Raw genomic sequence first — 24,332 nt, forward strand, 5'->3', positions numbered from 1 at the left:
ACCTTTCTAAAGAATACAGGGGAAGGAATTTTCCTTCCCACTGTTTAGTTTTTCAAATCGGCTTCGGTAAAGTAACCACTGCCAATTAAGATTTCCTCGTAATTGTTGACATCAACTTGAACTGGGTTTAAGTAGTATGTCGGTACAACCTTAACGCCATTGTTATAGGAAGTTGTATCGTTCACGTCAACTGTCTCCCCTTTAAGAATGGAGTCAGCCATTTTGATTGCCACTTTTGCAAGTTCAGATGTATCTTTAAAGACTGTCATTGTTTGCTCATTTGCAATGATTGACTTCACAGAGGCTGTTTCTGCATCTTGTCCTGTGATAATTGGCATTGGACGATCACTACTTCCGTAGCCAATTCCTTTAAGTGATGAAACAACACCAATTGCAAGCGCATCATTTTGAGTCAGAACTGCATCAATGCGATCTTGTGTATAGTTAGCACTGAGAAGATTATCCATGCGCTCTTGTGCTTTTGAGCCACTCCATGATTGTGTAGCGACCTGATTGAATTCTTTTTGACCACTTTTGATGATAAGTTTGCCACTGTCAATATACGGTTGGAGTTGTTCCATAGCACCTTCAAAGAAGAAACGGGCATTATTATCATCGGGAGCACCACCAAAGAGTTCAAGATTGAATGGCCCCGCTGCGTTCTCTAAATCAAGCGCTTTAACAATGTATTCGCCTTGCAAGACTCCGACGGTTTTCAAGTCAAATGTTGCATAGTAATCGATTGCATCCGAATTCATAATCAAACGGTCGTATGAGATAACAGGAATTCCTTGACCTTTTGCTTTTTGAGTAACATCGGTCAATGCCTCTCCATCAATTGCTGCAATGATGATGACATCGACACCTTTTGTAATCATATTTTCAATTTGCGAAACTTGAGTTTGGACTTCGTTTTGCGCAAATTGCATATCTACCTTATAGCCCAAACTTTCAGCTTGCTCTTTCATGCTGTTTCCATCTTTTTCCCAACGCTCTAAATCTTTAGTTGGCATGGCAATACCGATTGTTTTATCGCCATCGCCTCCCTTACTACCACATCCCGTTAATAACAATCCAATTATTAAAAGTACTGCTAATAGTTGCTTTTTCATATTTTCTCCTATTTTAATAAATGTAGTCGTTTAATTTCGACTTTACAATTTCAATATGACCAGACTTATTCGTAATATCTTGGTGTTCCATTGCATAGGCAGCTAATGACTCCAAATCTGTCGTTCCATCAATAATTTCTTTACCAATACCTGATTTAAATGAGGCATAACGTTCCTCTTTTAAGTTTGTAAAGAACTTATCTTCTTTAAGTTTGATTGCGGCTTTGAATCCACGAGCAAACGTATCCATTCCTGCTATATGTGCAAGCACTAAGTCATCCATGGCAAACGATGTCCGACGCACTTTCGCATCAAAGTTTATACCACCCGGTGCAATCCCCCCTGCATCCAGCACTTCAACCATCGCGAGTGTGACATCCATAAGGTTTGTAGGAAACTCATCTGTATCCCAGCCAAGTAATGGATGACCTTGGTTTGCATCCAGTGATCCCAACGCATTGTATGTATTGGCAACCGCAATTTCATGTTCAAATGTATGGCCAGCAAGTGTAGCATGATTTGCCTCTAAATTGAGTTTGAAATCATCTTGTAGATCATACTTTTGTAAGAATGCTAAGGATGTTGCGGCATCAAAGTCATACTGATGTGTTGTTGGTTCTTTTGGTTTTGGTTCAATTAGAAACTGAACATCATGACCAATTTTCTTCTTGTATGCTATTGCCATTTTGAAGAATCGGGCCATATTATCAAGTTCAAGGTTCATATCCGTATTGAGTAATGACTCATACCCTTCACGACCACCCCAGAATACATAGTTCTGTCCACCCAATTTCTTGGATAACTCAAGTCCTTTTTTTACTTGTGCTGCAGAATATGCGTAGACATCAGCATTGTTACTCGTTGCACCACCATTTAAGAAACGGGGATGTGTGAATAAATTTGCAGTATTCCATAGCAGCTTGATTCCTGTTTGGGCCATTTTTTCCTTCATCAAATCTGTGATAACGTCTAAGTTTTCAAAGAACTCTTCCAGTGAATTCCCTTGCGGTGCGATATCTACATCATGAAAACAGAAATACTCAACACCTAACTTCTCCAAAAGTTCGAAGAATGCATCAACACGATTTATTGCAGTAACCATTGGATCATTCTCGACCCAAGTTCGCTCATTCACCGCATCACCAAATGGGTCATTACCACCATTTGTCATTGTATGCCAATACGCTAAACCAAATCTGAGATGCTCCTTCATTGGTTTGCCAAGGACAATTTCATCAGCATCATAGTGACGATATGCAAAATCATTGGATGACTTCGGACCCTCATACACTATTTTCTCAATACCTTTAAAATACTCCATAATTCCTCCTCTAGATTCTATCCTTTGTGGAAACATTACTTCGCGAAGGTTAGTTTGTTCCTTAAACTAACTACCTTGATGTTAACGCTTTCATGATTCTTTGTCAATATGAATTTCTATATTTTAGTCAATTTGAAACGCCTTAACATAAAAAAACTCCACCTTAATGTAGTGGAGTTTTGAGTTTGTATATTGCTTAAATTATTAGCGTTTGACTGAGGATCCCATCAATCGTAATGTATGTCTATCCCCGCGAATAGCAACAGACAGTGCTAAGATGTTTTGCCAAGGAGCAATTCCTCCCGGTCCTGCATCACCAATATGATGAATGTCCGCGCCTGCCATTTTATTCATAATCGCAATTTGACGAATCGTCTCTTCTTGAGCACAATCTTGGCTTGTACCATTTGCGACAAGACTCAATACACCCGCTCGTTTTATCTGTAAACATGCTTTTGCAACGGCTTCTTGTGATACCCCTGGAACTGTTCCAGCAGCAGGTAATAGAATAATATCTGCTCCATTTTCTATAAAATGATCAATGGCAGCATAATCTAAGACATCCTCTGCAACCCCTGCCCCATGCATTTTTCCAGCAACGATAATGCCATTGTATACCGTTTTAGCAAGTTTGACTGCATTTATAATCTCAGGATTGCTCACACCAGTTCCGGGATTCCCTGTTAGACAAATAAAATCAATGTCTAACTCATTGGCCCTTTCAAATGTCTCACGAATCGCCATACGCCCTTTACTAATTACATCCATCGTTTCTAGCATAGGCGCATGAAGATCAACCGGTTCTAAGTTCACTCCGATCATCTTTCCTGTTAAATCTTTGAGCAAACGAATTGGATGATCCGTTTCCGGTAGTCCGTAGATAAACGGTTCAAATAAATCAATGGTATTCAACATAATCAAATCACTACTTAACGATGCTGCAACCTCACTATTGGTTACATTCCCGCTTACTCTAGGAATCTGCGTACAAACATTTTCTGACATTACAGTACGCCCTTCATTTGCCTTAATCGCTGTTAACTTTTCTTCTTTACTCATTGCAAGAATATCACTTGCAGTTGCATTCAACAAACGCTTAGCCATTGTGAATTACTCCTCCTTTATTAAGAACTTCTTTCGCCTCAATAGCGAGTTCTTCCTCATATGTTTCATTGTCCATTCGCTTAAAGAATGGGTAGTAAATTAGTGCATTAACCGCTATGGTTACAATACTTACCAATGCTCCGGAAATATGACCACCTGTCGCTAAGAATCCCGCAAGAATCGGTGGTGTTGTCCACGGAATTACAATTCCTGCTGGTTTAGCAACCAAACCCCATGCCATTCCATAATAGGTAATAATTGCTGATGTGACCGGTGCGAGTACAAACGGAATTACCATCTTTGGATTAAGAATTGTAGGTAACCCAAATAGTATTGGTTCTGCGATTTGGAAACATAATGGCGCGATTGATAGTTTTCCAAGCGCTTTATTTTGCTTGCTCTTTGAGAAGAAGAACACCAAGAGTGCCAGTGCAAAAACAGATCCTGCGCCACCTGTAAAGACGAAGTTATATAAGAATTCATAGGTTATGATATTGGGAACTTCGAGACCTGCTTGCATTGCTAAACGGTTCGCATCCGATGCTTGTAACAAAAGTGGTTCAATAATAGGGCCGGTGACTTGGGCTCCATGGATTCCAAATACCCAGAAGAAACACTGAAGTAAAATTACGACGATTATCCCAAACAAATTCCCTGTGAGGTATGAAAGTGGAACCCCCATCGTATTCGAAATTAATTTGTGAATGTCTGTAACTTTAAGTGTTGTAAAGAGAATAAATACCACCAACCAAAATAAGATTGTCAATAATCCTGGTACAAATGCTGCAAAAGACTTTGCAACATTTGGTGGTACTGAATCAGGCATACGAATTTGAAGATTCTTATCCACAAAGAATCGAAATAATTCTGCAGTGACCAATGCAACTATAATTCCCACAAATAACCCTGCACTTCCGAAATATTGCGTTAGGAATGCATCGCCTGCATCTGCAGTGACAATCGGTGAAACAAGTACATAGGATGCAAGTGCAATAATCCCAGCCGATAGTGCATCTTTTTTGTAGTACTTACTCAAATGGTAAGTCGTAGCAAATGTTGCTCCCAAGCCAATTAAGCCAAAGGTAGAGTTTGCCGCTTTATTGATAAACTCACTTATCCCCATGCTCTTTAGCCAATCTGTATACGGCGTAAATGGTATGTTTCCAATCATCAAGAATATTGAGCCAATAAGTATCAATGGCATGGATGACGCCAATCCATCACGTACTGCCAAAAGATGACGTTGATTACTAATCTTACCAGCAAAACGTTGAATCTTTTCTTTCATTTTAATTTCCTTCCCTTATTTTTTTAAGGCATTCAATCATTTCAAATGCCAAATCTCGTGTCGTGATTGCATTCATAATATGATCCTGACCATGGATCATCAGAAGTGAAAGTTCTGTAGCACTGCCTTGTGCCTCAGCAACTAAGAATTCTGTTTGCGCTTTATGGGCAATATTCAATTCTTTATCACATGCGTTCATACTTTTTTCTGCTTCAATAAAATCATCATTTCTTGCATATTTGATTGCCTGAATGGCTAGGCCTTTTGCATTGCCTCCATGCATAATTAATGCCATTATCGATTGCAACAGTTCATCATTCATAATATACCTACTTATCTAATAATCCATTCGCAAAAAGAATAGTCTTTTCACCATTCATTGTTCCGTAATCCATCATGTTAATAACTCCTATCGGAACAGGTTTATCTTTTGTTAGTCGTTCAAAATCATCAATCATGTACGACAATTGTGGGCCAAGTAAAATTAAATCGACATCGCGCTCAGCAAGAACATCGCGAGCTGCAGTAGCGGGAACCGCGAATATCGTATACTCCAAACCCATTTTCGTAGCTGCATCTTCCATCTTCCTTACCATCAAACTCGTACTCATGCCGGCAGCACATGCCAACATTATCGTTTTTTTACTCATTTGTTCCTCCTACGTGTTGTTTGTCATCAATAGTTCGTATCGTCTTTATAAACCGTTCGAAATCTTTATACTTGATCAATTCATGAACAGCCTGTCTTGATGCCATGAATTCACTCATGACACGGTAAAAGTGTTCGAGATTATCATTAAAATCTTTCTGAATCGAAACCAATATTACAACTTGTACTTCAGATCGTTCCCACAATATCGGTTTGTCCAAAACTGCAATACACACAAATGTGTCTTGAGTTACCAATTGATTAGGATGTGGTAAGGCAATGAGATTTCCATAGTCGGTTGACCCCACTGCTTCACGCTGTAATATTAACTCAAGAAAATTTCTCGGAATAACCTCACTCTCATTAATTGAATGAACCATTCCCTCCAAAATTGCAGTGCGTGTTGGAGTGTTACTCAAGGATAAAAAGAGAGTTTTCTTGAAGTATTTTTCAATGTTAGTTTGTGTCTTTAGTTCCAACTCACGCGAAATTCGATTCATATCCGCATCGTCAAGGAAATGCCCTATATGTACTGTTGGAGTTTGCGTTTCAATTCCATGATTAATTGTGGTAATGATAAGATCAAACGTATCCAAACTGATATGAGGAAGTCCCGCAACATCACTTGTCACAATTTCTTTAATCTGCTTAGAAAATCTACTCCGAACTTGATATGCAAGAAGTTCGGAACTACCTCGACCCGTGCTGCATAGAATGAGAATGCGTTTTCGATTTGTTCCTTCACGCTTTCTTGCAAGCGCAAGATTGATATGCAAGGCCACAAATGCAACTTCATCTGCACTGATATTACGTTCAACCAAGACCTCCACAAATTGTAAGGACTGTACGGCCAATAAGTATGCTAATGACAGATTCTTTTTTATATCACCCAGCATCGGATTCTTTTGCTCAAATCCAGATTTTATACGAATTAATAACGGCTTGAAGTGTAGAACAAGATTAAAGAGTAGTTCTTTATCATTACGCAAATCAATGTTCCAGTTTGTATGGATACTTTCTAACATTGCCCTTACCATTGAGACAAGGTTATCATCGTTTTGGATTGCTACATCAAACTCAGAAATGTAGACATTTTGTTTTCCAGCAAGATGAATTGCTATATAGAGAACTTCATCTTGTGGAAACACGATTTTAAAGAGTTTTGAGAATTCCGATGCAATGTCCTTTGCAACCTCAATGGGTAAGTCTTTTTGTTCAATTTCAAACCGAGTCAGTTCTCCAGATTTTGTATGATTTTGATTTTTAATGCGTTCCATCAAAATATAAAGATGGTTGCATAAGTTTTGAAATCCTATATCTGAGAGAACAAAGTTATTTCTTTGGAGCACAACAGATAGGTGTTTAGAAACGGCCTCATACTGTTCGTGTCCTCCCAGAGATTCACTCAGAAAACGATTCGTATTCAAAGTAACCTGTGATAAGCAACGTCTTATATCTGTTTCACTGCCACTTAATTTAACACCTTTTCTTTTTGAATCAACTACGCGTATATTAAAGCGTTCAAAATGCTTTCGAACTTCAATTAAATCATTCGATAACGTTGAGCGACTAATGTATAACTGCTCACACAGGACCGTTAAATTTACATAACTATCACTGAGTAGTAGATAATCAATGATGAAGTCTATACGGCCTTGTTTTGTTTTTGGATACGAAGCATTCTCTTCGATCGATCTATTAAGATATCTCTCGAAATCACTTAGATTTAATATATTTAACCGGATCCCTAGACCCGGTACAGATCCTAGATTTGCTCCACAATCCTGAATCAAAATGGATATTTCCTTGATGCGCTTACGAATTGTTCTTTCGGAAACACCCATAATTAATGCTAATTCTGTACTCGAAATGTAGTCGGTATTCTTAAGTTCCTGCAGGATTTGAATATCCATTTCATCCAAGTAAATCACCCCTTTGTCGACAACCATATTGTACCATCATGCATCCATGACTATCTTACAAGTCTTTACCGCATTCATGTGGCTGCGATATGGAACTTCTAACACAAAAAAATATCACCACTTCAATGTGGTGATACTCTTCAGTTATTGTTTTTCAAGTAAATCTGTAAGATCCACCATTTCATCAATCATTGCACCAATATGAGCAATTGTATTGAGAAGTGGAGTTTCTGTTGATAAATCGACATCTACCATCTTTGCAAGTTCAAGTGGTGTTTTAGTTCCCCCTGCCTTCAAGACATCTTTCCATTTATCGATGGGTAATTCACCATCAATAACTTTCTGACTTACTTCCGTAGCGATTGTTAATCCAGCACTATAAGTGTATGGGTAAAGTCCCATGAAATAATGTGGTTGACGCATCCATGTCAGCTCGGCACCATCGTTAATTTCGATGTCCTCACCCCAGAATTTCGCAAGGACTTCTTTTTTAAGGGTGCTTAGTGTGCGTGTTGATACAGGTTGACCATTATCTACAAGGCGATAGACTTCACGTTGATACGCCGCCTCTAAGAGGTGGGTTACAAAGTTATGATAGTACGTACGTCCAATCATACTTGACAGAATCCATCGTTGGAAGCGTGGATCATCGTTACTCTTCTTTAAGTGATTTGCCATCAATAACTCATTCATGGTTGATGGTGCTTCAATAAAGTAAAGTGATGCACGTGTATTGTAAATATTTTGGTTTTGTCCAGCAAGATAGAAGTGTCCAGCATGGCCAACTTCATGAGCTAATACAAAGACCTCACGCATTCGTTTGGTCCAATTGATGAGGATGTAGGGATGGTTTCCATAAGGACTGCTGCAGAATGCACCGGTTGATTTCCCAATATTCTGTGGAAAATCAATCCAACGTTCATCAAATGATCTGCGCACAATCTCACGATAGTCATCACCAAGTACAGCAAGTCCATCAAGAAGATAATCTTTTGACTCCTCAATTGATATCGAAGGTTCAAAATCTGGATCTACACTAAGTTTTAAGTCAACATAGGTCATCTTATCAAGTTTGTGGATGCGTTGGAGTAGTTTTGCATACTTGCGCATGTGTGGAGCGAGGTGTTCCATAATCAAATCAATTTGACGGTTGTACATATCGCGACTTACTTTTTGATCAAAGAGTAAGTAGTCAAATACTGATTCAAACCCTTTTAACTCAGACATCGCCTTCTCTTTGGTAATTTGATTGTTGTAGATAGCAGCAAACGTATTTTGATACTCCGCAAGTTTGCCATGGAAGGTGTTAAACGCTGCATGACGTAATTCATGATCGTTTTCAAACTCAAATTCATTCTCGTAAGATACAAAGGACATGGGATATGTTGTTCCCTTAACCGTAAAGTCAGGGAAACTTATATCAGCAAGTTTACTACGATTGTATGTGTTGTAAGATGAATCGAGCACTGGGCTAAGAGCGGTCAATGCCTTGTTTACTTCAGGGCTCAATGTGTGTGGTTTATCACGCATTAGATCTTCCAGATATAATTTATTTTCTTCACTGAGTGATGCTGCTTGTTGGAGTGTGTCTTCATCATTAAGCAGTAATTCCGACTCAAAGAAACTCAACGTATTTTGAACTGTAGATCCCGCAATTTGATATTTTCCAGTTCTTTCAAGATTCGCATCATCTTGTTGGTTTGCACTTAACTGAAGGGATTGATACGTCCCCACGGCTGTCGCAAGTTCAAGAATCGCTCGGTATGCATCCAATGCTGTGTTAATCGTATCTGGGGTAGTGAGCGTTCCTTGATACTTTTGTTCAAATGCACTGGCATCTGTTTTGAGTTTTTGTAACGCCTTATCAAATGCATCATCACTTTCAAATAAGTCACTTAAATCCCACGTATGAGCTTGATTAACTTCCCATCGTTGGTCTATTTTCTTGGTCATAAAAACCTCCTTTTATTATAAATAGTATACTGCTTATGGAAACGTTTTGAAAGTATATTCAAGAATTTGTTGAAAACATTTCATCATTCTGAAAATCTTTCACCTTCTGTTATCAAAAACCACAATGAGACGCGACGATGCATTTAAAATGTGTACTTTAGAACTATGGGATGCTTAAAATTTGACAGCTGATAAGCATCATAGTATACTATAAAGGAACGTTCATTCCAGAATAGGAGTTGAGTTATGGCCAGACACAAAGAGTTTTCAAAAGAAGCGGCTCTGCAACAAGCAATGCTACTTTTTTGGAAAAAAGGATTTTCTCGAACGAGTATGCAGGACCTTACGGAAGCGATGGGACTCAGTCGCTCAAGTATTTATGATTCATTTGAAAACAAAGAAAAACTTTACGCAGATGCATTGGAACTTTATGCCTATCAGAAGAGTCAAAAGCGCATAAATTTTGTAGCGTCGCTCCAAGCCAATGGCAAAGAGAAAATTATTTTACTGTTTAACGATATGATTGATGGTTTGTACGCCACAACATCGCCTGACGGCTGTTTGCTTACGGATTCAGTAGGTATCCTACCCAGTGTTGATGCTTCAATTCATGCGTTTGTTACAGAACAATTTGCTTCGGTTCGTGAGCTCTACGGCGAGCTAGTTGCATTGGGAAAGCGTGATGGAAGTATTACCTCTTCCCTATCAAATGAGTCTTTATCCTTCATGCTCTTTAATTTGCATGAAAGTACGATTGTACTGGGTTCTGTTGGAGACAATGATCAAGAACAACGTCAATTGATTCAGAATTTTATGGATATGCTTTAAGCATATCTTCTATTTTAAAAATATCGGAACGATTGTTCCATAAAGGAGATTAACCATGACTACACGTATTGCAATTAATGGATTTGGCCGAATCGGCCGCTTAACACTGCGCCGCATTTTAAGTCTTGATACTGATTTAGAAGTTGTCGCAATCAATGATTTAACACAACCAAAAGTTCTCGCACACCTCTTCCGTTTTGATACAGCATTTGGACAATTTGATGGCAGTGTTGATTACACAGATGATGCCATTATTATCAATGGAAAGGCAATCAAAGTATATGCTGAGAAAGATGCGAAGCATCTTCCTTGGGGCGATGATGCCATTGATGTTGTTGTAGAATCGACAGGATTCTATACATCACAAGAAAAATCACAAGCACACCTTGATGCTGGAGCAAAGAAAGTCTTGATTTCCGGACCCGCAGGGAACATGAAAACGATTGTCTACAACGTGAACGATGCGATTTTGGATGCGAATGATACGATTATTTCAGTAGCATCATGCACAACCAATGCCCTTGCTCCAATGGCAAAAGCACTCAACGATGCATATGGTATCGAAGTCGGAACCATGACAACCATCCATGCCTATACAGGTAACCAAGCCCTTGTAGATGGTCCTAAAGGATTAAACCTGCGTGGTGCACGAGCTGCTGCTGGTAATATTGTTCCTTATACAACAGGTGCCGCTAAAGCGATTGGACTTGTGCTACCCGAGCTGAATGGTAAACTTCAAGGTCATTCGCACCGTGTTCCTGTCATTGATGGTTCTGTCGTTGAATTGGTTAGTATCTTACGTACGAAAGTAAGTGAAGATGACATCAATGCCTTGATGAAGAACGTAACCGAAAACAATCCATCATTTGGGTATACAGACTTGGAAATAGTTTCCAGTGATGTTATTGGTTCAACCTATGGATCTCTATTTGATGCAACACAAACTGAAGTCACTACAGTTAATGACTACCAACTTGTTAAAACAGTCGCGTGGTATGATAATGAATTCGGCTTTGTCACTCAACTTGTCAGAGCACTCGAAAAATACGCTACACTTTAAGTACAAGAAAGGCACTTCATATTGATGAAGTGCCTTTCTTTAGTTCATATCTACATTATAGACGTCGCGTTTTGCTTGCCAATTGACTAAGGCCGCGAAGAGGCGAAATAAGTCTACAGTGTAGCGCGGATTCAACCCTGTACTTTCAGTAATGCGATTCAAACGATATTGCAGTGTATTACGATGTACCATTAAGTCATCTGCAATCTCATTAATACTTCCGTTATACCGAATGAATGACTGTAATGTCTCAATAAGTAAATCGTCAGCCAATGTGTCTATTGGATTCAATGTCTCGGTTTTGGCAGTCGTAATCATCGTAGCAAGTAAATCCAAATCATGGTAATCCGCTTGCTTTAAGAGGCGATCATGATAACCGAGTGCATGAAACACGCTAATAAGACGTTTTAAATCTTCAAAGGATTGGGCAGCATTTTCAGCTTGCTTGCCTACATAAATACGAGTAACGTCCTGACGCTTTTTGAGGCGTTCAATGATGTCATCATTCTTATCGTTTGTAATGATGACATACTGAAGTGTGGCATAGCGGTAGATACTGACGCCATCCAAGCACTTCTCCAAAACGGATGATTTCACATACGCTCCCAATTCAAAGATAATTAAATTGAATGCTTGCTCTAAATTGATATTAAAGCGTGGTGCTAATTCTTCAATTCGTTTGTTGTTTTCATCATGTGATAAGAGAATACGATTGAAGAAATATTTCTTGCTGCCCTTTACACGAAATTCATCCTGCATCTTAAGATAGCTGGATATCATCAAAACAACGGTAGAGTTTACTAGTTTACAAAAAGGAATAACCTCCAAAGGATTTCCAGTGATACCGACGACGCCAATAATGCGCTCTCCAAGAAGAATAGGATCGTTTGTACCACGTTTCTCGGTTGCGGTTTCCTCATAGATTGTCACCATCTCACCTGAAGAAATGGCTTCACGGGCACCTCGGTGGAGGTCACCGATACGATCTTTTTCACCACTGCCGATGATCGTCCCTGTCTCATCCATAATATTGATGTTATAGGGAATATCTTCCATCATTTTGTTGACAATTTCCTGTATGTTAATTGATGCTAATAAACTCATTTTTGACCTCACAGTTCGTTACGATGTCGATAACTTTCATCACAAATACGGCGCATTACCGTGACTGCTTCAATTGGATAGTCTCCAACCGCAGTCTCTGCTGAGAGCATCACAAAACTGGCTCCCTCAAACACCGCATTGGCAACATCACTCACCTCTGCCCGTGTCGGCTTGGGTGCTTGAATCATCGATTCAAGCATTTGTGTAGCGACAATACTTAGTTTGTGATGATGATGACATCGTTTGATAATCTCTCGTTGAAAAAACGGAACACGCTCATACGGTACTTCAATACCCAAGTCTCCACGGGCAATCATAATGCCATCACACTCTGAAATAATGGATTCTAGGTTATCAAGTCCTTCTTGATTTTCAATTTTCGCAATGATTTTTGTATGCTTGAAATCCAGTGCTTGTAATGTGTTGCGAACCACCATTATATCATCAATCGAACGTGTAAAACTAACCGCAACATAATCAGGTGCTGATGCAAAGGATGCAAGAATTGTCTTGTCTTTCTCTGATAGAATATCCAAATCAATATGTTTCCCTGGGATGTTTACACCCTTGTGATTGCTAAGGAGTCCCCCTTGCATCACCTGTGTCACAACGCCATCTTCGGTTATATCAATCACGCGCAATACAATCCTGCCATCATCAACATACACTGTATCGCCACGCTCTACACCGCTTGTGATATCTTTGTAGGATATACTGACACCCAATTGATTTCCTACACACATATGGGTGAACAGCGTAAACTGTTGATTTACTTCAAGTTGAGTAGAATCCCTGGCAAAGGTTCCAATACGAATTTCAGGACCATTGGTGTCAACCAAACATGCTGCATTCGAAACCAGTGCCATGGTTTCTTGAAATTGAATGCAATGTTGATAATCTGCATGTGAGATATTATAGCGAATAATGCTTGCACCAACATCAACGAGTTCATTGAGTTTCTCAGAAGTTGAAACGCTGGGACCGTATGTCGCAATAATTTTGGTTTCCATGATATCTCCTTTTTTAACGGTTGACTGTATTTAGGAGCCGCGCAATGTTCTCACATGTTCGTTGAACATTTTGTGGCCCTTCTTTAAGTGCTTCACCAAGAGACATCGCACCAGGAACAATTCCAAAGATTGAATCAATGGCATGATCATACAGTGAATCGATATCATCACCGACATTACCAGCTACGACAATGACAGGAATACTTTGCTTCTTGGCTTCTTTCGCAACCCCATAAGGTGTCTTCCCAAATTTTGTTTGAAAATCAATTCCACCTTCTCCAGTAATGCAATAGTCGGCATCTTTGAGAGCCTCACCAAGGCGTGAATACTCAATTACAATATCAATACCGCGCTGCATTTTTGAATTCGTGAATAGTAATAATCCCGCACCCAGACCTCCAGCGCCACCAGCTCCTGGAACATCCTTCACATCTTTACCAAGGTCATGACTGGCGATGTCTGCGTAATGTGATAGTGAGCGGTCCAAGTGTTGAACCATTTCAGGTGTTGCTCCTTTTTGGGGACCGAATACTTGGGATGCACCATTTTTTCCACATAGTGGATTGGTAACATCACTGGCAACAATGATACTCATTGTTTTAATACGTACATCCGTGTTGGTAGTATCAATCGTTGCGAGTGCATCCAATGCACCGCCACCTTCGGGTAAATCATTGCCATCTTTATCGAGGAATCGAACTCCCAAGGCACGTGCCATTCCCGTTCCACCATCATTGGTTGCGGAACCACCGATACCAAGAATAATTTTATGAACACCTTGGTCCAGGGCATCAAGAATTAATTCTCCCGTTCCATAAGTCGTCGTAATCAAGGGATTCTTAGTTGCCTCGCTCACATAAGCTATGCCACTGGCAGATGCCATCTCAATGATGGCAGTTTCACCATCACCCAAGATTCCATAAACTGCATCCACAGGATTCCCAAGTGGACCTTTGACTGATTTATGAATTTGTTTTCCCTGCGTTGCATCAACTAAGGATTGAACAGTGCCTTCACCACCGTCAGCCATTGGAACATGCACAAATTCGGCATCGGGAAGAATTTTCTTGAATCCTGTCTCCATTGCAATACATACTTCTTTTGCTGTCATCGACTCTTTGAATGAATCGGGTGCAAATACAATTTTCATCAGAAATCTCCTTTAATAGTTAGAATATAAAACCATATAAAATTGTTGCAGTAAGTGCCATTGAACCCCCAACAAGGGCTTCATAAGGAAGTACTTTGAGACGCTGTTTGATGGTCATTTTCATCCCACTTGCGGTAACATGGAAATAGTTTCCTTGTGGAACTTGATCAAGGACAGTTGCACCTGTATGAACCATGGCTGCCGCTGCAGTCGGTGTGACCCCCATATCAAGAATTGCTTGACCAAATGATTCGGTTGCGACGATAACTGCTGTTGAGGTTGAACCAGTAGCAGCTCCCATCAGTATTCCCGAAATTGGAGCCAACAATGTTCCCGATATCCCCATCGTCTCAATCACTTTAACAACTTGAACTGAGAGGTCACTGCTTGAGATAAGTCCCGCAATCGCCCCTGCGCCGATAAGAATAAGAACAGTATCGGTCATTTTTTTCAATCCAGTATTGGCATAATGCAACAAGTGTTTGGTCTTACCCATAGCAATTGTTCCAACAATTGCTGCAAGCGGTAATATAAACATTGCATCAACATTAAACGCTTTAAGTGCATCGATATTTAGAATTGACCCAATTGGATTGATTAGCAAGAGGATAACAGCCACAAGAGGACCGACAATTGCCCGACCGAATCGTGGGTATTCTTTGGTATCAATTTCATTAACATCATCAATATCCTCTTTGGCTATTTTATCACCTTTATTACGAATTACATTGGCAATAATGACTGTAACAATTAACCCAACGACTGCTGGAATAAAGTCTGCAATCATCAAATCACTGAGTTCAAGTCCGAAACCTTTTGCCGCAGCAATCGTATTTGGATTGGGTGAAATGACATTTCCTGCCTTCCCTCCTCCTGATAAGGCTAAGAGTAATGCTGTTTTAGATATACCAATTTTGTCTCCTACCGACAATGCAATCGGTGCAACGATAAGTACAGCCACAGGAATGAATACCCCAACTGCTGTAATAATCATGGTTGCAAGTGCCAAGGCCAGTATGGCTTGACTCTCTCCCATCTTATTGACGATTGTCTTTGCGATAGATTCCGCAGCTCCGGATTCCATCATAACCCCCGCTAAGAGACCCGCAGCAATCACTCGAATGACGGTTCCCATAATACTTTGTGTACCCGAAGTAATCATACTTACCACACCAGGTAAATTCGCACCACCAATGAGTGCACCAATAATTGCCCCTAAAAACAATGAATAAACAGGATTCAATTTCTTAAATATTAGTATAATTGCGATTGCTAATCCAACAATTGCACCAATCCAACTTATTGTAGTTCCTTCCATTCTATTTCTCCTTTAAGTAGTGTAACCGGTTACTGATATCATCTTATCGTAGCGTCACGTAACCAACAATTGACAAAAGAGAGAATATTTTGGGCAAATGCACAATATCTTCCCAGCCATACGCAATAATTACCCGTTCGGACAAGAAATGAAGTATAATATGTAAGGTTCGATTCTAAGGAATCATCTACGAAGCATTTCTAGTACACCATACAATAAAGATATTCATTCCCACATTGTCTTAGTTTTTGGTTCCCTATCAGGAAAAACTTCACAATTTAAGGAGAAACAATGAAATTTGAAGATTTAGGAATTAATGCTAACATTTTGTCAGCATTAGAAGCACAAAATTATACACAGCCAACACCCATCCAAGAAAAGGCAATCCCGTTTGTATTACGCGGTCGCGATGTTTTGGGTCTGGCACAAACTGGTACAGGAAAGACAGCTGCCTTTGCAGTACCTACGATTCAGCGTTTAAGCGCAACAAAAACAGAAGGCAAGCGAAAAATACGCTCTTTAGTGTTAAGCCCAACCCGTGAACTTGCATTGCAAATTCATGAGAGTTTTGAGAACTATGCTGTAAACACTAAAATTAGATCCGCTGTAATTTTTGGCGGTGTCTCCCAAGTACCTCAAGTAAAAGCATTACGCAGTGGCGTGGATGTTCTTGTTGCTACACCCGGTCGTTTGAATGATTTGATCAAACAAAAGCATGTGAGTCTGGATGATGTTGAGATTTTTATCCTCGATGAAGCAGACCGTATGTTAGATATGGGATTCATTCACGATATCAAACGGATTCTTCCCCTGTTACCAAAGAAAAAACAAACACTACTTTTCTCGGCAACAATGCCCCCTGAGATTACAGAAATTGTCGATTCACTTTTAAAGAATCCAATTGAGGTATCCGTTGCACCCGTATCATCAGCAGTTGATACCGTTGAACAATTCGTTTATTATGTTGACCGCAATAATAAGACAAAACTCTTGATTGACATTTTAAAAGAAAAATCAGACGCCAACGTCCTTGTCTTTACGCGTACCAAACACGGTGCCGATAAAGTTGTTCGTGAACTCTTAAAACATCAAGTGAGCGCAGCGGCAATTCATGGAAACAAGTCACAGACTGCGCGCCAGATTGCCCTCGCAAATTTTAAAGAAGGTAAAATCCAAGTTCTTGTGGCTACCGATATTGCTGCACGTGGTATAGATATTGATGAATTATCGTATGTTATTAATTATGATTTATCCGATGTTCCTGAAACCTATGTACACCGTATTGGTCGTACGGGTCGTGCGGGTTCAACTGGAGTCGCGATTGCATTTTGTAATTTCGAAGAAATTCCATTATTGAAACAAATCGAATCTTTGATTCGCAAGAAAATTACCGTGATTGAAAATCACGACTACCCTCTTATCGATAAAACAGTAAAACCAAAGAAACAAAACAAAAAAGCCAAGGCACGTGCGGCTGCTGTCAAAGAGACACAACCCCGTCGCAAGCCCAAACCTGTTTCAAAAGATAAAGGTGCACCAAAAGCTGGCCAGAAGAAATCAGATGGTAAAGCTTCCAAAGCACGTCGTGGAAAAAACGATACCGCTGAGAAGAAGGAAAATGGCCCTTACAATTGGTCCAACCATCAATCAAAAAAGAAACCCAGAAAACCAGCACGTAAGAAAACGACTGTATAATCTTAAAACTGCATCAGCAACAAAGTGATGCAGTTTTTTTTATTCTTCACAAAGTACCACAACAAAATGAAAGCGCATCATTATGTTTCAGAATTTCTTACAAAAATGATTAAAAATGACTAATGTGTCATATACAATACCTTCATAAAACGATACAATGGAGACAGAACATTAATGACAGGGAGGTCACATATGAATCATTTTAAACGAGCATGGCTAAGTGTCATACGTCGTAAAGGTAAATCTTTAATTTTACTGGTCGTCGTATTTATTCTTGGTAATGTCATTGCTGGAGCTTTCTCAATACAGCAAGCGTCCGTGAATGTTGAAAAGACAATTAAGAAACAATTGGGTGCTGTCGCAACCATTGAAGTTGATTATGAGAAACTGCAAGAAGAGTCAATCAAAAATCCTGAGCTTGTTTTTGAGTATGATGGTATTTCTGAGGCACTCATTGCTGAAGTTGCAAAACTAGAACAAGTTCGTTACTACGACTATAGCATTCCAACTTCATTTCGTTCAAAAACCGTTAAACTGGTTAGTGAAGAAGAATCTGGTGTCGTTATTGGAGGTTCAGGCAGTGAGTATGGTGAATACTTCAATGCCACGGGTGTTGAGTACCCACCAGTAACGGATATTGATCAAGGCAAAATCGAACTTGTTAGTGGTCGCGTCTTTACACCTGAAGACATTACAAGTGGTAAACTTGTGATGCTTGTCTCTGAAAAATTTGCAAGCACAAATGGTGTGAGTGTAGGTGATTCTTTGGTTTTCCAAAATATCATTACCGATTACAACACCGAAGGTAAAGAAACAGTCATTGCACAGCGTGATGTATCCTTAGAAATTATCGGTACATTCAAACCCTTGATTGTTGAAAATTCAACAGACCCAAGCAAACCAACGCCACGCAGTGATGCAAAATCACAAGAACTTTCATGGCGAGAAAATGAATTAAATAACCGTCTTTATATTCCAAACAAAGTTGCAATTCAAGAAGCCGTTTACAATCAAGAAGAACTTGCAAAAGTTCATCCAGAATACTTTGAAGATACAACATTAACCGCAGAACAAATGATTATGCGCTACATCCAACCAACATTCGTTCTCAACGACCCAGAGTCTGTAGAACCTTTCCGTGACGCAGTCAACCCAATGCTTGGTGAATACTATAAAGTTGTCACTTCAAGCGATGCGTATGATTCCATTGCCGGGCCTGTTAAATCATTGGATACAATGTCAAAAATCACCCTTTATGTTGCCATAGGTGCAGCAATTCTTATCTTAAGTCTTGTTATTGTATTGTTCCTTCGTGATCGCAAACACGAGTTGGGTATTTATCTCTCTTTGGGTGATCGCAGAAATGGTGTCCTCTCACAAATTGTAATGGAAGTTGTTATGGTTGCATTCGTGGGACTTTCACTTTCATTGGTAACAGGAAACATGATTGCAAATAGTCTATCAACTTCAATGATGGAAAACAACATGACCGATCCTAATGGTCCAATCATGTACGGAAACTACTACGGTGGTCCTCAAACAGACCTTACTGAAGAAGATGTCCGTGATGCCTATAAAGTCGAACTGACACCGCAATATATTGGCCTATTCTACTTGATTGGTTTGGGTGTCACAATTGGTTCAACAATCGTTCCAATCGTTTATATTACCCGACTCAATCCAAAGAAAATTATGATGTAAGGAGAAAACGCATGTCATTAATTAAAGCAAATAACATTAACTATTTTTATCAAGATGGTGATCAACGTCGCTTTATTCTTCGTGATGTGAATGTTGCCTTTGAAAAAGGCACATTCCACGCAATTCTTGGCCAATCCGGGTCGGGTAAGACAACCTTTCTTTCTTTACTCAGTGCCCTTGACGAACCCAAAGACGGAACCATTGTCTATGAAGACAAAGATGTAAAAGCCATTGGTTATGATAAGTATCGTCGTGATAACATCGGTATTATCTTTCAAAGTTACAACCTTGTTCCACATCTCACAGCGCACGAAAACGTCTTGCTTGCAATGAGCATAACTGACAATGAGTTGCCAAAAGATCAAAATGAAGTTGCCTACAACCTTCTTGACTATATCGGCATTACCAAGTCAAAAGCAGACCGCTTAGTCACAAAACTTTCGGGTGGTGAACAACAGCGTGTAGCAATCGCCCGCGCGCTTGCCACAAACGTTGATTTAATCCTAGCTGATGAGCCTACTGGAAACCTTGATGAGGAAATGGAACAAGAGATCATTAACATCTTCAAGACACTTGCTCATGAACATAATAAGTGTGTTATCGTAGTTACCCACTCTAATGAAATTGCCCGCCAAGCAGATGTTTCTTACTACTTACGTAAAGGAAACCTCAGCAAATTAGACGAGGAAACCAATGTCTGATTTTTTAAACAAGTTCAGTAAAGAAAACTACGAAAAAGAAGAACCAAAGAAATCGGAAGAACCCAAAGCACAATCATCTAAACCCGTTGAACCAACCGAAACTGCAACGGAAACACACGCTGTTGAAACCGAAGTCGAAGTTGTTGATAACGGAGATGAAGTTATTGTTGTTGAAACCATTGAAGAGGTTCCTGACAAGAAGGAAACACTTCAAGACTTAAAGCGCCAAGACGCAACGTCTAAAGATGATGAAGAGGTTGAGATTGATCCGACATATAAAAACAAGAAGAAAAAACAACGACTCATTATCGCTGCTGTGGTTACAGCGCTCATCATTGTATCCGGACTCTTCTATTACTTTACATCCTATGTAACCCTACCCAGTTTTGTAGACAAACCAATTGCAGAGCTACAAGAATGGTCACGCGAATATAAGATGAAGATAGATGTAACCGAAGCATATTCTATTGAGAAGGATAAAGGCGTCATTCTCTCTCAAGAAACACCTGCCGATAAGAAAATTAAAAAAGGCAGCACCATTTATGTGACTGCAAGTATGGGTGCAGATCCCGATGAAACGGTTCCCCTCGCTGACTTCTCGAAAATGAAACTCGATGAAATCCAAGCCTGGGTCGATACGAATCGTATGGACAACATCAAAGTTATCCAAGAATACAGTGATACAATTGCCAAAAACGAATTCATTAGAGTAGATATTCGTGATAAAGAAGTCACTGCTGATAAATTCAAACGTAAAAATGGTGCTAATATTTATGTATCCAAAGGTAAAGAAGAATTCGAAAAGAATATTAAAGTTCCCAACTTTAAAGGAAAATCAAAAGGTGAAGTTGAAGCATGGCATAAAGAGCAAAAATTTGTATCTGAGTTCACTTATGAAGAAGTCTACGACGATAAGGTTGATGCTGGCATGATTATTTCACAATCATTGTCTGAAGACACCATGGTTGCGAAAGATGCGCCAATGCACTTTGTTATTTCAAAAGGTAAAGCAGCATATGTGCCTGACTACTCAGGCATGTCACTTGCAGAGTTCCAAGCAAATCAAGGCGGTTCTGGTGTTTCAGCAACACTTAAGGAATGGTACAGTGAGTCTTATTCCTACGGAACCTTCCTCGAACAAAGCGTCGCAGCGGGTACAAATATAATTGACTCACCAGAGACTGTCGTCTATGTGTATTACTCAATCGGACGTCCATACCTTGGTAAGGTCACGGGAATGAATGAAGGCGAACTCGCCAAGTTCTTCTACGATTTTAGAGAAAAAGGCGCAAATATTACATACAGTGTAATTTACAAAAACAGTTGCGAACCCAAAGGAACCGTATTTGAAGTGGATAGAGAAAATCAATTCATATCCATGAATGACCACATATACCTTGCGATTAGCAATGGAACGGGTACCGGTTGTACACCAGGGCAATAAAATAAGAGCAATTCCAATTACGGAATTGCTTTTTCTTGATTGACATTAAACTATGGTTCAATGTTATAGTAACGACAACGAGGTGATTGTATGTTAACCATTAAACAAGTATCAAATCTTACAAACGTTCCAGAAAGCACATTACGCTATTATGAAAAGCACAAACTTATTCAACCTTTACGCAAGGATAATAAATACCGATACTACAGCGAGGCAGATATTGTTGATATCAAGTACATTGCAGTGATGAAGGATGCTGGGTTTACAATTAAAGAGATGAAACAAATTATTGATCTGCGACGAAGTCCCATTAGCAATGAGTGTAAAACTTCAACTCAAGATTTCTTTACGCATTTACAAGAGAAACTTGACCAATCCATTCGTCATCTTAAATCAGTAAGAAGCATCCTTAAAACACTTCCCACACTACCACCCGATTCGGTAGATGCACAAATTGTCACACTGTTCGACCAAGGTGGTATAAATCATGAGAATTAAAGTGACACCATTCTATACGCAAATCACAACCATGCCCATTTTATTTCCCATTAATTGTTATCTTGTGCATGAAGATACTGCACTAACTTTGGTTGATGCAAGTGTAGAGAGGGTCAGTAATAAACTCATTCAATATCTATTGGCTCAAGACAAACCTTTGAAGCATATTATTTTCACACACAATCACAGCGATCACATTGGGGATATAGGCGCATTAAAAAAAGCCTTCCCTGATGCAACCCTCCACATGAGTCATACGGATGCAGTGAAGATTTCACTCCATAATGTTTCGAACCCAGAAAATGGTGATCGAATTGGTTCTTTGGAGGTCCTGTTTACACCTGGGCATACCAAAGGGTCCATATCTCTTCGCGATATTCGCAGTAATGATATCTTTGTTGGTGACCTTGTCCAGACACGTGGTGGTATCGCCATTTGTGGTGATATCAAATTTCTCTTTCCCTTCCCTGGAAAAGCAACCTGGAATCGAGAAATCTCCGGAAATTCTTTCTCGAGATTGTCAACACTAAACCCTTGTAATCTTCTGTGTGGACATGGAAATCCCGTAGCTTACGACCTTCGCCTCTTCGAGAAATCTTTATTAAAAATCCAACAAAAGAAATAGACAGAAAAAATCCGTACCATATGATGGTGCGGATTTGTTTTATTCAATATCGTGGTTGCGTATTACGCTTCTTTCTTCCTCAGAATAGCAAGAAGAACGATGCCAAGACCACTTATGAGAAGTAACGCTCCAGTGTAGTTATTTCCTATCCCTGTTGATGGTAATTGCGATCCAGTTGTTGGCAACTGCGAATCGGGTGTTATAACTTCGGGTTGTTGTGTTTCAGGGGTAGTAACCTCTGGAACAACAACTTCAGGTGCATCAACTGCATTCCATTTTGCGTACAGTGTCATATTTTCAGTAATTGGCGTTGTCATGAAGTCAAATGCTTCTGTGAGTTCCGTGTTTGTGTACCATCCTGCAAACGCAAAGTTTGCTTTTGTAGGTGCAGTTGGCGCTGTAACGATTGTGTTAGCAGCGATGTCTTGAATTGATGCAACTGCTGATCCACCATTTGATTCGAATGCGATCGCATAATTTACAGTTGTTGGAACAAACATATTAATGACAAACTCATTGTCAAATTCATAATCGTGGCCAACAGAAGCTGCTGTGAGACCCGCATTAATTTTAATTTGACTGCCGGTAAAGTCTTCCTTGATACGGAATTCTTGCGATACGGTTACTGGTGCTCCTTGGACGAGTAAATGCCAATTCATTTCTGGTGTTATAAGACGACCGCGGAAACCACGAGCATCATCATACCAGTACATTTTTTCATTGTCTTCACCATTGACCAATTCAAGGCCTTCTGTTTCCAATAAGAGTGCAACACGGTTTCCGATTACGGAATCGTTGGTTAGTGTGAAATCAAGTGTGAATGTGTCGCCTGGTTTCATATCCACTAGATTCGGTGTATCAAATGTAACAGTTGAAGTCTCGGCGTACATATATTGATACCCTTTGATTTCCTTATATGCATTGGATCCACTTTGGTTAAAATCACCCGCAAATACCCATTGAACATCCCATTGTAAAAATTCATAGTATGCTGTTGCTGAGTATGTTTCAACATTTGCCATGCGTTGTGTTAAGACCACATCACCATGGAATGAAATTTCTGTCGCATCCATCAAGCGATCATTTTGTTCAGGACTTACTAAATAGTAAAGTCGTGTTGGGAATTCACCATTGTTGTTCTCGTCTGCCCATGCTTGTACTTCAGCGCGTGTAATGCTTGCACTTTGGTTTTCGGCATTGATACTTACAGGATCTTTAATCCAGCTGCGACCTTCTGAGTAGATAACCATAAAATAAATTTTAACATCATCAATTGGGTTTCCATTGACATCTTTTGCTGTAATATATGGGAATTCAATCGACTCAAATTCCGTATTCTTCATAAAATACTCTGAGAAGAATCCAAATTGAAAATCCATAATTGCATTATCTGATGGTGCTGTCATATCAAGACCATTCAATCGATGCTCAATGGTCTCCCCGATACGTGCTGACTTATCTTCAGTTACCATCACTGGTTTTGGTTCCTTAATTGGATTGTTGACGCGCAATTGAATTGTTTCCTCAACAGATGTTTCTTCTGTCTGTGACGATTCAGGTTCCATAACAATTGGTGCTTCAACCGTTTCAGATTCTTCAGGTAATACTATATTTTCCTGATTATCCGCAACTTCCTCAATCTCGTTTTGATCATTCGTATCAAGTGTTTCTATTTCAGTTAACGTTTCATCTGTAGTTAGTTCATCTGCAAATACAGGCAGTTGCATAAACATAAATAATGCGAGCACACCCATAAAAATTCTTTTTGTATATTTCATAAATACCCTCCATGTCCCAATGTTTTCGAACTTAACATTCTTAACATTGCTTATAAAAGATACCATATGCA

General features: G+C 39.6%; 21 protein-coding genes. 8 read left to right on the plus strand and 13 right to left on the minus strand.

What is annotated here, in order from left to right; translation table 11 throughout:
* Positions 1-44 precede the first annotated feature (44 nt).
* The 8 genes from chvE to pepF all read right to left on the minus strand — a co-directional run bounded on the left by chvE (position 45) and on the right by pepF (position 9,349).
* Entirely contained in the window at positions 45-1,112 is a 1,068-nt protein-coding gene (chvE, locus tag G7062_RS08315; protein ID WP_166065451.1) for a multiple monosaccharide ABC transporter substrate-binding protein, read from the minus strand.
* A 13-nt stretch (positions 1,113-1,125) separates the two neighbouring features.
* Complete coding sequence (xylA, locus tag G7062_RS08320; protein ID WP_166065452.1) at positions 1,126-2,433, minus strand: xylose isomerase; 1,308 nt, start codon at positions 2,431-2,433, stop codon at positions 1,126-1,128.
* A gap of 204 nt (positions 2,434-2,637) precedes the next feature.
* The gene (locus tag G7062_RS08325) at positions 2,638-3,537 is read right to left on the minus strand and encodes a haloacid dehalogenase-like hydrolase (RefSeq protein WP_166065453.1); all 900 of its coding nucleotides are present in this window, start codon (positions 3,535-3,537) and stop codon (positions 2,638-2,640) included.
* Positions 3,530-4,825, minus strand: coding sequence for a PTS sugar transporter subunit IIC (locus tag G7062_RS08330; RefSeq protein WP_166065455.1), 1,296 nt, complete (start codon positions 4,823-4,825; stop codon positions 3,530-3,532). Before G7062_RS08330 ends, G7062_RS08325 begins: the two co-directional genes overlap by 8 nt.
* Position 4,826: 1 nt before the next feature.
* The gene (locus G7062_RS08335) at positions 4,827-5,147 is read right to left on the minus strand and encodes a PTS lactose/cellobiose transporter subunit IIA (protein ID WP_166065456.1); all 321 of its coding nucleotides are present in this window, start codon (positions 5,145-5,147) and stop codon (positions 4,827-4,829) included.
* A 7-nt stretch (positions 5,148-5,154) separates the two neighbouring features.
* Positions 5,155-5,475, minus strand: coding sequence for a PTS sugar transporter subunit IIB (locus G7062_RS08340; protein ID WP_166065457.1), 321 nt, complete (start codon positions 5,473-5,475; stop codon positions 5,155-5,157).
* The gene (locus G7062_RS08345) at positions 5,468-7,423 is read right to left on the minus strand and encodes a BglG family transcription antiterminator (protein ID WP_166065458.1); all 1,956 of its coding nucleotides are present in this window, start codon (positions 7,421-7,423) and stop codon (positions 5,468-5,470) included. Before G7062_RS08345 ends, G7062_RS08340 begins: the two co-directional genes overlap by 8 nt.
* Positions 7,424-7,540: 117 nt before the next feature.
* Entirely contained in the window at positions 7,541-9,349 is a 1,809-nt protein-coding gene (gene pepF, locus G7062_RS08350; protein WP_166065459.1) for an oligoendopeptidase F, read from the minus strand.
* 246 nt (positions 9,350-9,595) lie between these two features.
* On the opposite strand from pepF, the gene G7062_RS08355 reads away from it, so the two are divergent.
* Positions 9,596-10,177, plus strand: a complete 582-nt coding sequence (locus G7062_RS08355; RefSeq protein ID WP_166065460.1) for a TetR/AcrR family transcriptional regulator — start codon at positions 9,596-9,598, stop codon at positions 10,175-10,177.
* Positions 10,178-10,232: 55 nt separating this feature from the next.
* On the plus strand, positions 10,233-11,237 hold the full coding sequence (gap, locus tag G7062_RS08360) for a type I glyceraldehyde-3-phosphate dehydrogenase (protein WP_166065461.1): 1,005 nt from the start codon (positions 10,233-10,235) through the stop codon (positions 11,235-11,237).
* Positions 11,238-11,276: 39 nt separating this feature from the next.
* Here the strand turns inward: gap and G7062_RS08365 are convergent, their stop codons facing one another.
* The 4 genes from G7062_RS08365 to G7062_RS08380 are packed head-to-tail and all read right to left on the minus strand — an operon-like array spanning position 11,277 to position 15,819.
* On the minus strand, positions 11,277-12,341 hold the full coding sequence (locus tag G7062_RS08365) for a sugar diacid recognition domain-containing protein (RefSeq protein ID WP_166065462.1): 1,065 nt from the start codon (positions 12,339-12,341) through the stop codon (positions 11,277-11,279).
* 8 nt (positions 12,342-12,349) lie between these two features.
* Positions 12,350-13,351 (minus strand): pyruvate kinase, encoded by a 1,002-nt coding sequence (pyk, locus tag G7062_RS08370; RefSeq protein WP_166065463.1) that lies wholly within the window; start codon positions 13,349-13,351, stop codon positions 12,350-12,352.
* A 13-nt stretch (positions 13,352-13,364) separates the two neighbouring features.
* Positions 13,365-14,501, minus strand: coding sequence for a glycerate kinase (locus G7062_RS08375; RefSeq protein WP_166065464.1), 1,137 nt, complete (start codon positions 14,499-14,501; stop codon positions 13,365-13,367).
* A 19-nt stretch (positions 14,502-14,520) separates the two neighbouring features.
* A complete protein-coding gene (locus G7062_RS08380) occupies positions 14,521-15,819 on the minus strand; it encodes a GntP family permease (protein ID WP_166065465.1) in 1,299 nt (432 codons plus the stop codon).
* A gap of 291 nt (positions 15,820-16,110) precedes the next feature.
* Here G7062_RS08380 and G7062_RS08385 point away from each other — a divergent pair, with 291 nt between their 5' ends.
* The 6 genes from G7062_RS08385 (at position 16,111) to G7062_RS08410 (ending at position 22,483) form a co-directional block, all read left to right on the plus strand.
* Entirely contained in the window at positions 16,111-17,514 is a 1,404-nt protein-coding gene (locus G7062_RS08385; RefSeq protein WP_166065466.1) for a DEAD/DEAH box helicase, read from the plus strand.
* A gap of 192 nt (positions 17,515-17,706) precedes the next feature.
* A complete protein-coding gene (locus tag G7062_RS08390) occupies positions 17,707-19,215 on the plus strand; it encodes an ABC transporter permease (protein WP_166065467.1) in 1,509 nt (502 codons plus the stop codon).
* An 11-nt stretch (positions 19,216-19,226) separates the two neighbouring features.
* Positions 19,227-19,916, plus strand: coding sequence for an ABC transporter ATP-binding protein (locus tag G7062_RS08395; RefSeq protein ID WP_166065468.1), 690 nt, complete (start codon positions 19,227-19,229; stop codon positions 19,914-19,916).
* On the plus strand, positions 19,909-21,360 hold the full coding sequence (locus G7062_RS08400) for a PASTA domain-containing protein (protein WP_166065469.1): 1,452 nt from the start codon (positions 19,909-19,911) through the stop codon (positions 21,358-21,360). The genes G7062_RS08395 and G7062_RS08400 overlap by 8 nt, the downstream gene beginning before the upstream one ends.
* 90 nt (positions 21,361-21,450) lie before the next feature.
* Complete coding sequence (locus G7062_RS08405) at positions 21,451-21,858, plus strand: MerR family transcriptional regulator (protein ID WP_166065470.1); 408 nt, start codon at positions 21,451-21,453, stop codon at positions 21,856-21,858.
* Positions 21,848-22,483, plus strand: a complete 636-nt coding sequence (locus tag G7062_RS08410) for an MBL fold metallo-hydrolase (protein WP_166065471.1) — start codon at positions 21,848-21,850, stop codon at positions 22,481-22,483. Before G7062_RS08405 ends, G7062_RS08410 begins: the two co-directional genes overlap by 11 nt.
* Positions 22,484-22,545: 62 nt before the next feature.
* Here G7062_RS08410 and G7062_RS08415 read toward each other — a convergent pair whose 3' ends face one another.
* A complete protein-coding gene (locus tag G7062_RS08415; RefSeq protein ID WP_166065472.1) occupies positions 22,546-24,261 on the minus strand; it encodes an InlB B-repeat-containing protein in 1,716 nt (571 codons plus the stop codon).
* Positions 24,262-24,332 lie beyond the last annotated feature (71 nt).

This window comes from Erysipelothrix sp. HDW6C (genome assembly GCF_011299615.1).
Classification (GTDB): domain Bacteria; phylum Bacillota_I; class Bacilli_A; order Erysipelotrichales; family Erysipelotrichaceae; genus Erysipelothrix.

Excerpts from the sequence above, each read along its gene's own strand:
- chvE (WP_166065451.1), bottom strand. The coding sequence starts at position 1,112 with ATGAAAAAGCAACTATTAGCAGTACTTTTAATAATTGGATTGTTATTA.
- xylA (WP_166065452.1), bottom strand. The coding sequence starts at position 2,433 with ATGGAGTATTTTAAAGGTATTGAGAAAATAGTGTATGAGGGTCCGAAG.
- G7062_RS08325 (WP_166065453.1), bottom strand. The coding sequence starts at position 3,537 with ATGGCTAAGCGTTTGTTGAATGCAACTGCAAGTGATATTCTTGCAATG.
- G7062_RS08330 (WP_166065455.1), bottom strand. The coding sequence starts at position 4,825 with ATGAAAGAAAAGATTCAACGTTTTGCTGGTAAGATTAGTAATCAACGT.
- G7062_RS08335 (WP_166065456.1), bottom strand. The coding sequence starts at position 5,147 with ATGAATGATGAACTGTTGCAATCGATAATGGCATTAATTATGCATGGA.
- G7062_RS08340 (WP_166065457.1), bottom strand. The coding sequence starts at position 5,475 with ATGAGTAAAAAAACGATAATGTTGGCATGTGCTGCCGGCATGAGTACG.
- G7062_RS08345 (WP_166065458.1), bottom strand. The coding sequence starts at position 7,423 with ATGGTTGTCGACAAAGGGGTGATTTACTTGGATGAAATGGATATTCAA.
- pepF (WP_166065459.1), bottom strand. The coding sequence starts at position 9,349 with ATGACCAAGAAAATAGACCAACGATGGGAAGTTAATCAAGCTCATACG.
- G7062_RS08355 (WP_166065460.1), top strand. The coding sequence starts at position 9,596 with ATGGCCAGACACAAAGAGTTTTCAAAAGAAGCGGCTCTGCAACAAGCA.
- gap (WP_166065461.1), top strand. The coding sequence starts at position 10,233 with ATGACTACACGTATTGCAATTAATGGATTTGGCCGAATCGGCCGCTTA.
- G7062_RS08365 (WP_166065462.1), bottom strand. The coding sequence starts at position 12,341 with ATGAGTTTATTAGCATCAATTAACATACAGGAAATTGTCAACAAAATG.
- pyk (WP_166065463.1), bottom strand. The coding sequence starts at position 13,351 with ATGGAAACCAAAATTATTGCGACATACGGTCCCAGCGTTTCAACTTCT.
- G7062_RS08375 (WP_166065464.1), bottom strand. The coding sequence starts at position 14,501 with ATGAAAATTGTATTTGCACCCGATTCATTCAAAGAGTCGATGACAGCA.
- G7062_RS08380 (WP_166065465.1), bottom strand. The coding sequence starts at position 15,819 with ATGGAAGGAACTACAATAAGTTGGATTGGTGCAATTGTTGGATTAGCA.
- G7062_RS08385 (WP_166065466.1), top strand. The coding sequence starts at position 16,111 with ATGAAATTTGAAGATTTAGGAATTAATGCTAACATTTTGTCAGCATTA.
- G7062_RS08390 (WP_166065467.1), top strand. The coding sequence starts at position 17,707 with ATGAATCATTTTAAACGAGCATGGCTAAGTGTCATACGTCGTAAAGGT.
- G7062_RS08395 (WP_166065468.1), top strand. The coding sequence starts at position 19,227 with ATGTCATTAATTAAAGCAAATAACATTAACTATTTTTATCAAGATGGT.
- G7062_RS08400 (WP_166065469.1), top strand. The coding sequence starts at position 19,909 with ATGTCTGATTTTTTAAACAAGTTCAGTAAAGAAAACTACGAAAAAGAA.
- G7062_RS08405 (WP_166065470.1), top strand. The coding sequence starts at position 21,451 with ATGTTAACCATTAAACAAGTATCAAATCTTACAAACGTTCCAGAAAGC.
- G7062_RS08410 (WP_166065471.1), top strand. The coding sequence starts at position 21,848 with ATGAGAATTAAAGTGACACCATTCTATACGCAAATCACAACCATGCCC.
- G7062_RS08415 (WP_166065472.1), bottom strand. The coding sequence starts at position 24,261 with ATGAAATATACAAAAAGAATTTTTATGGGTGTGCTCGCATTATTTATG.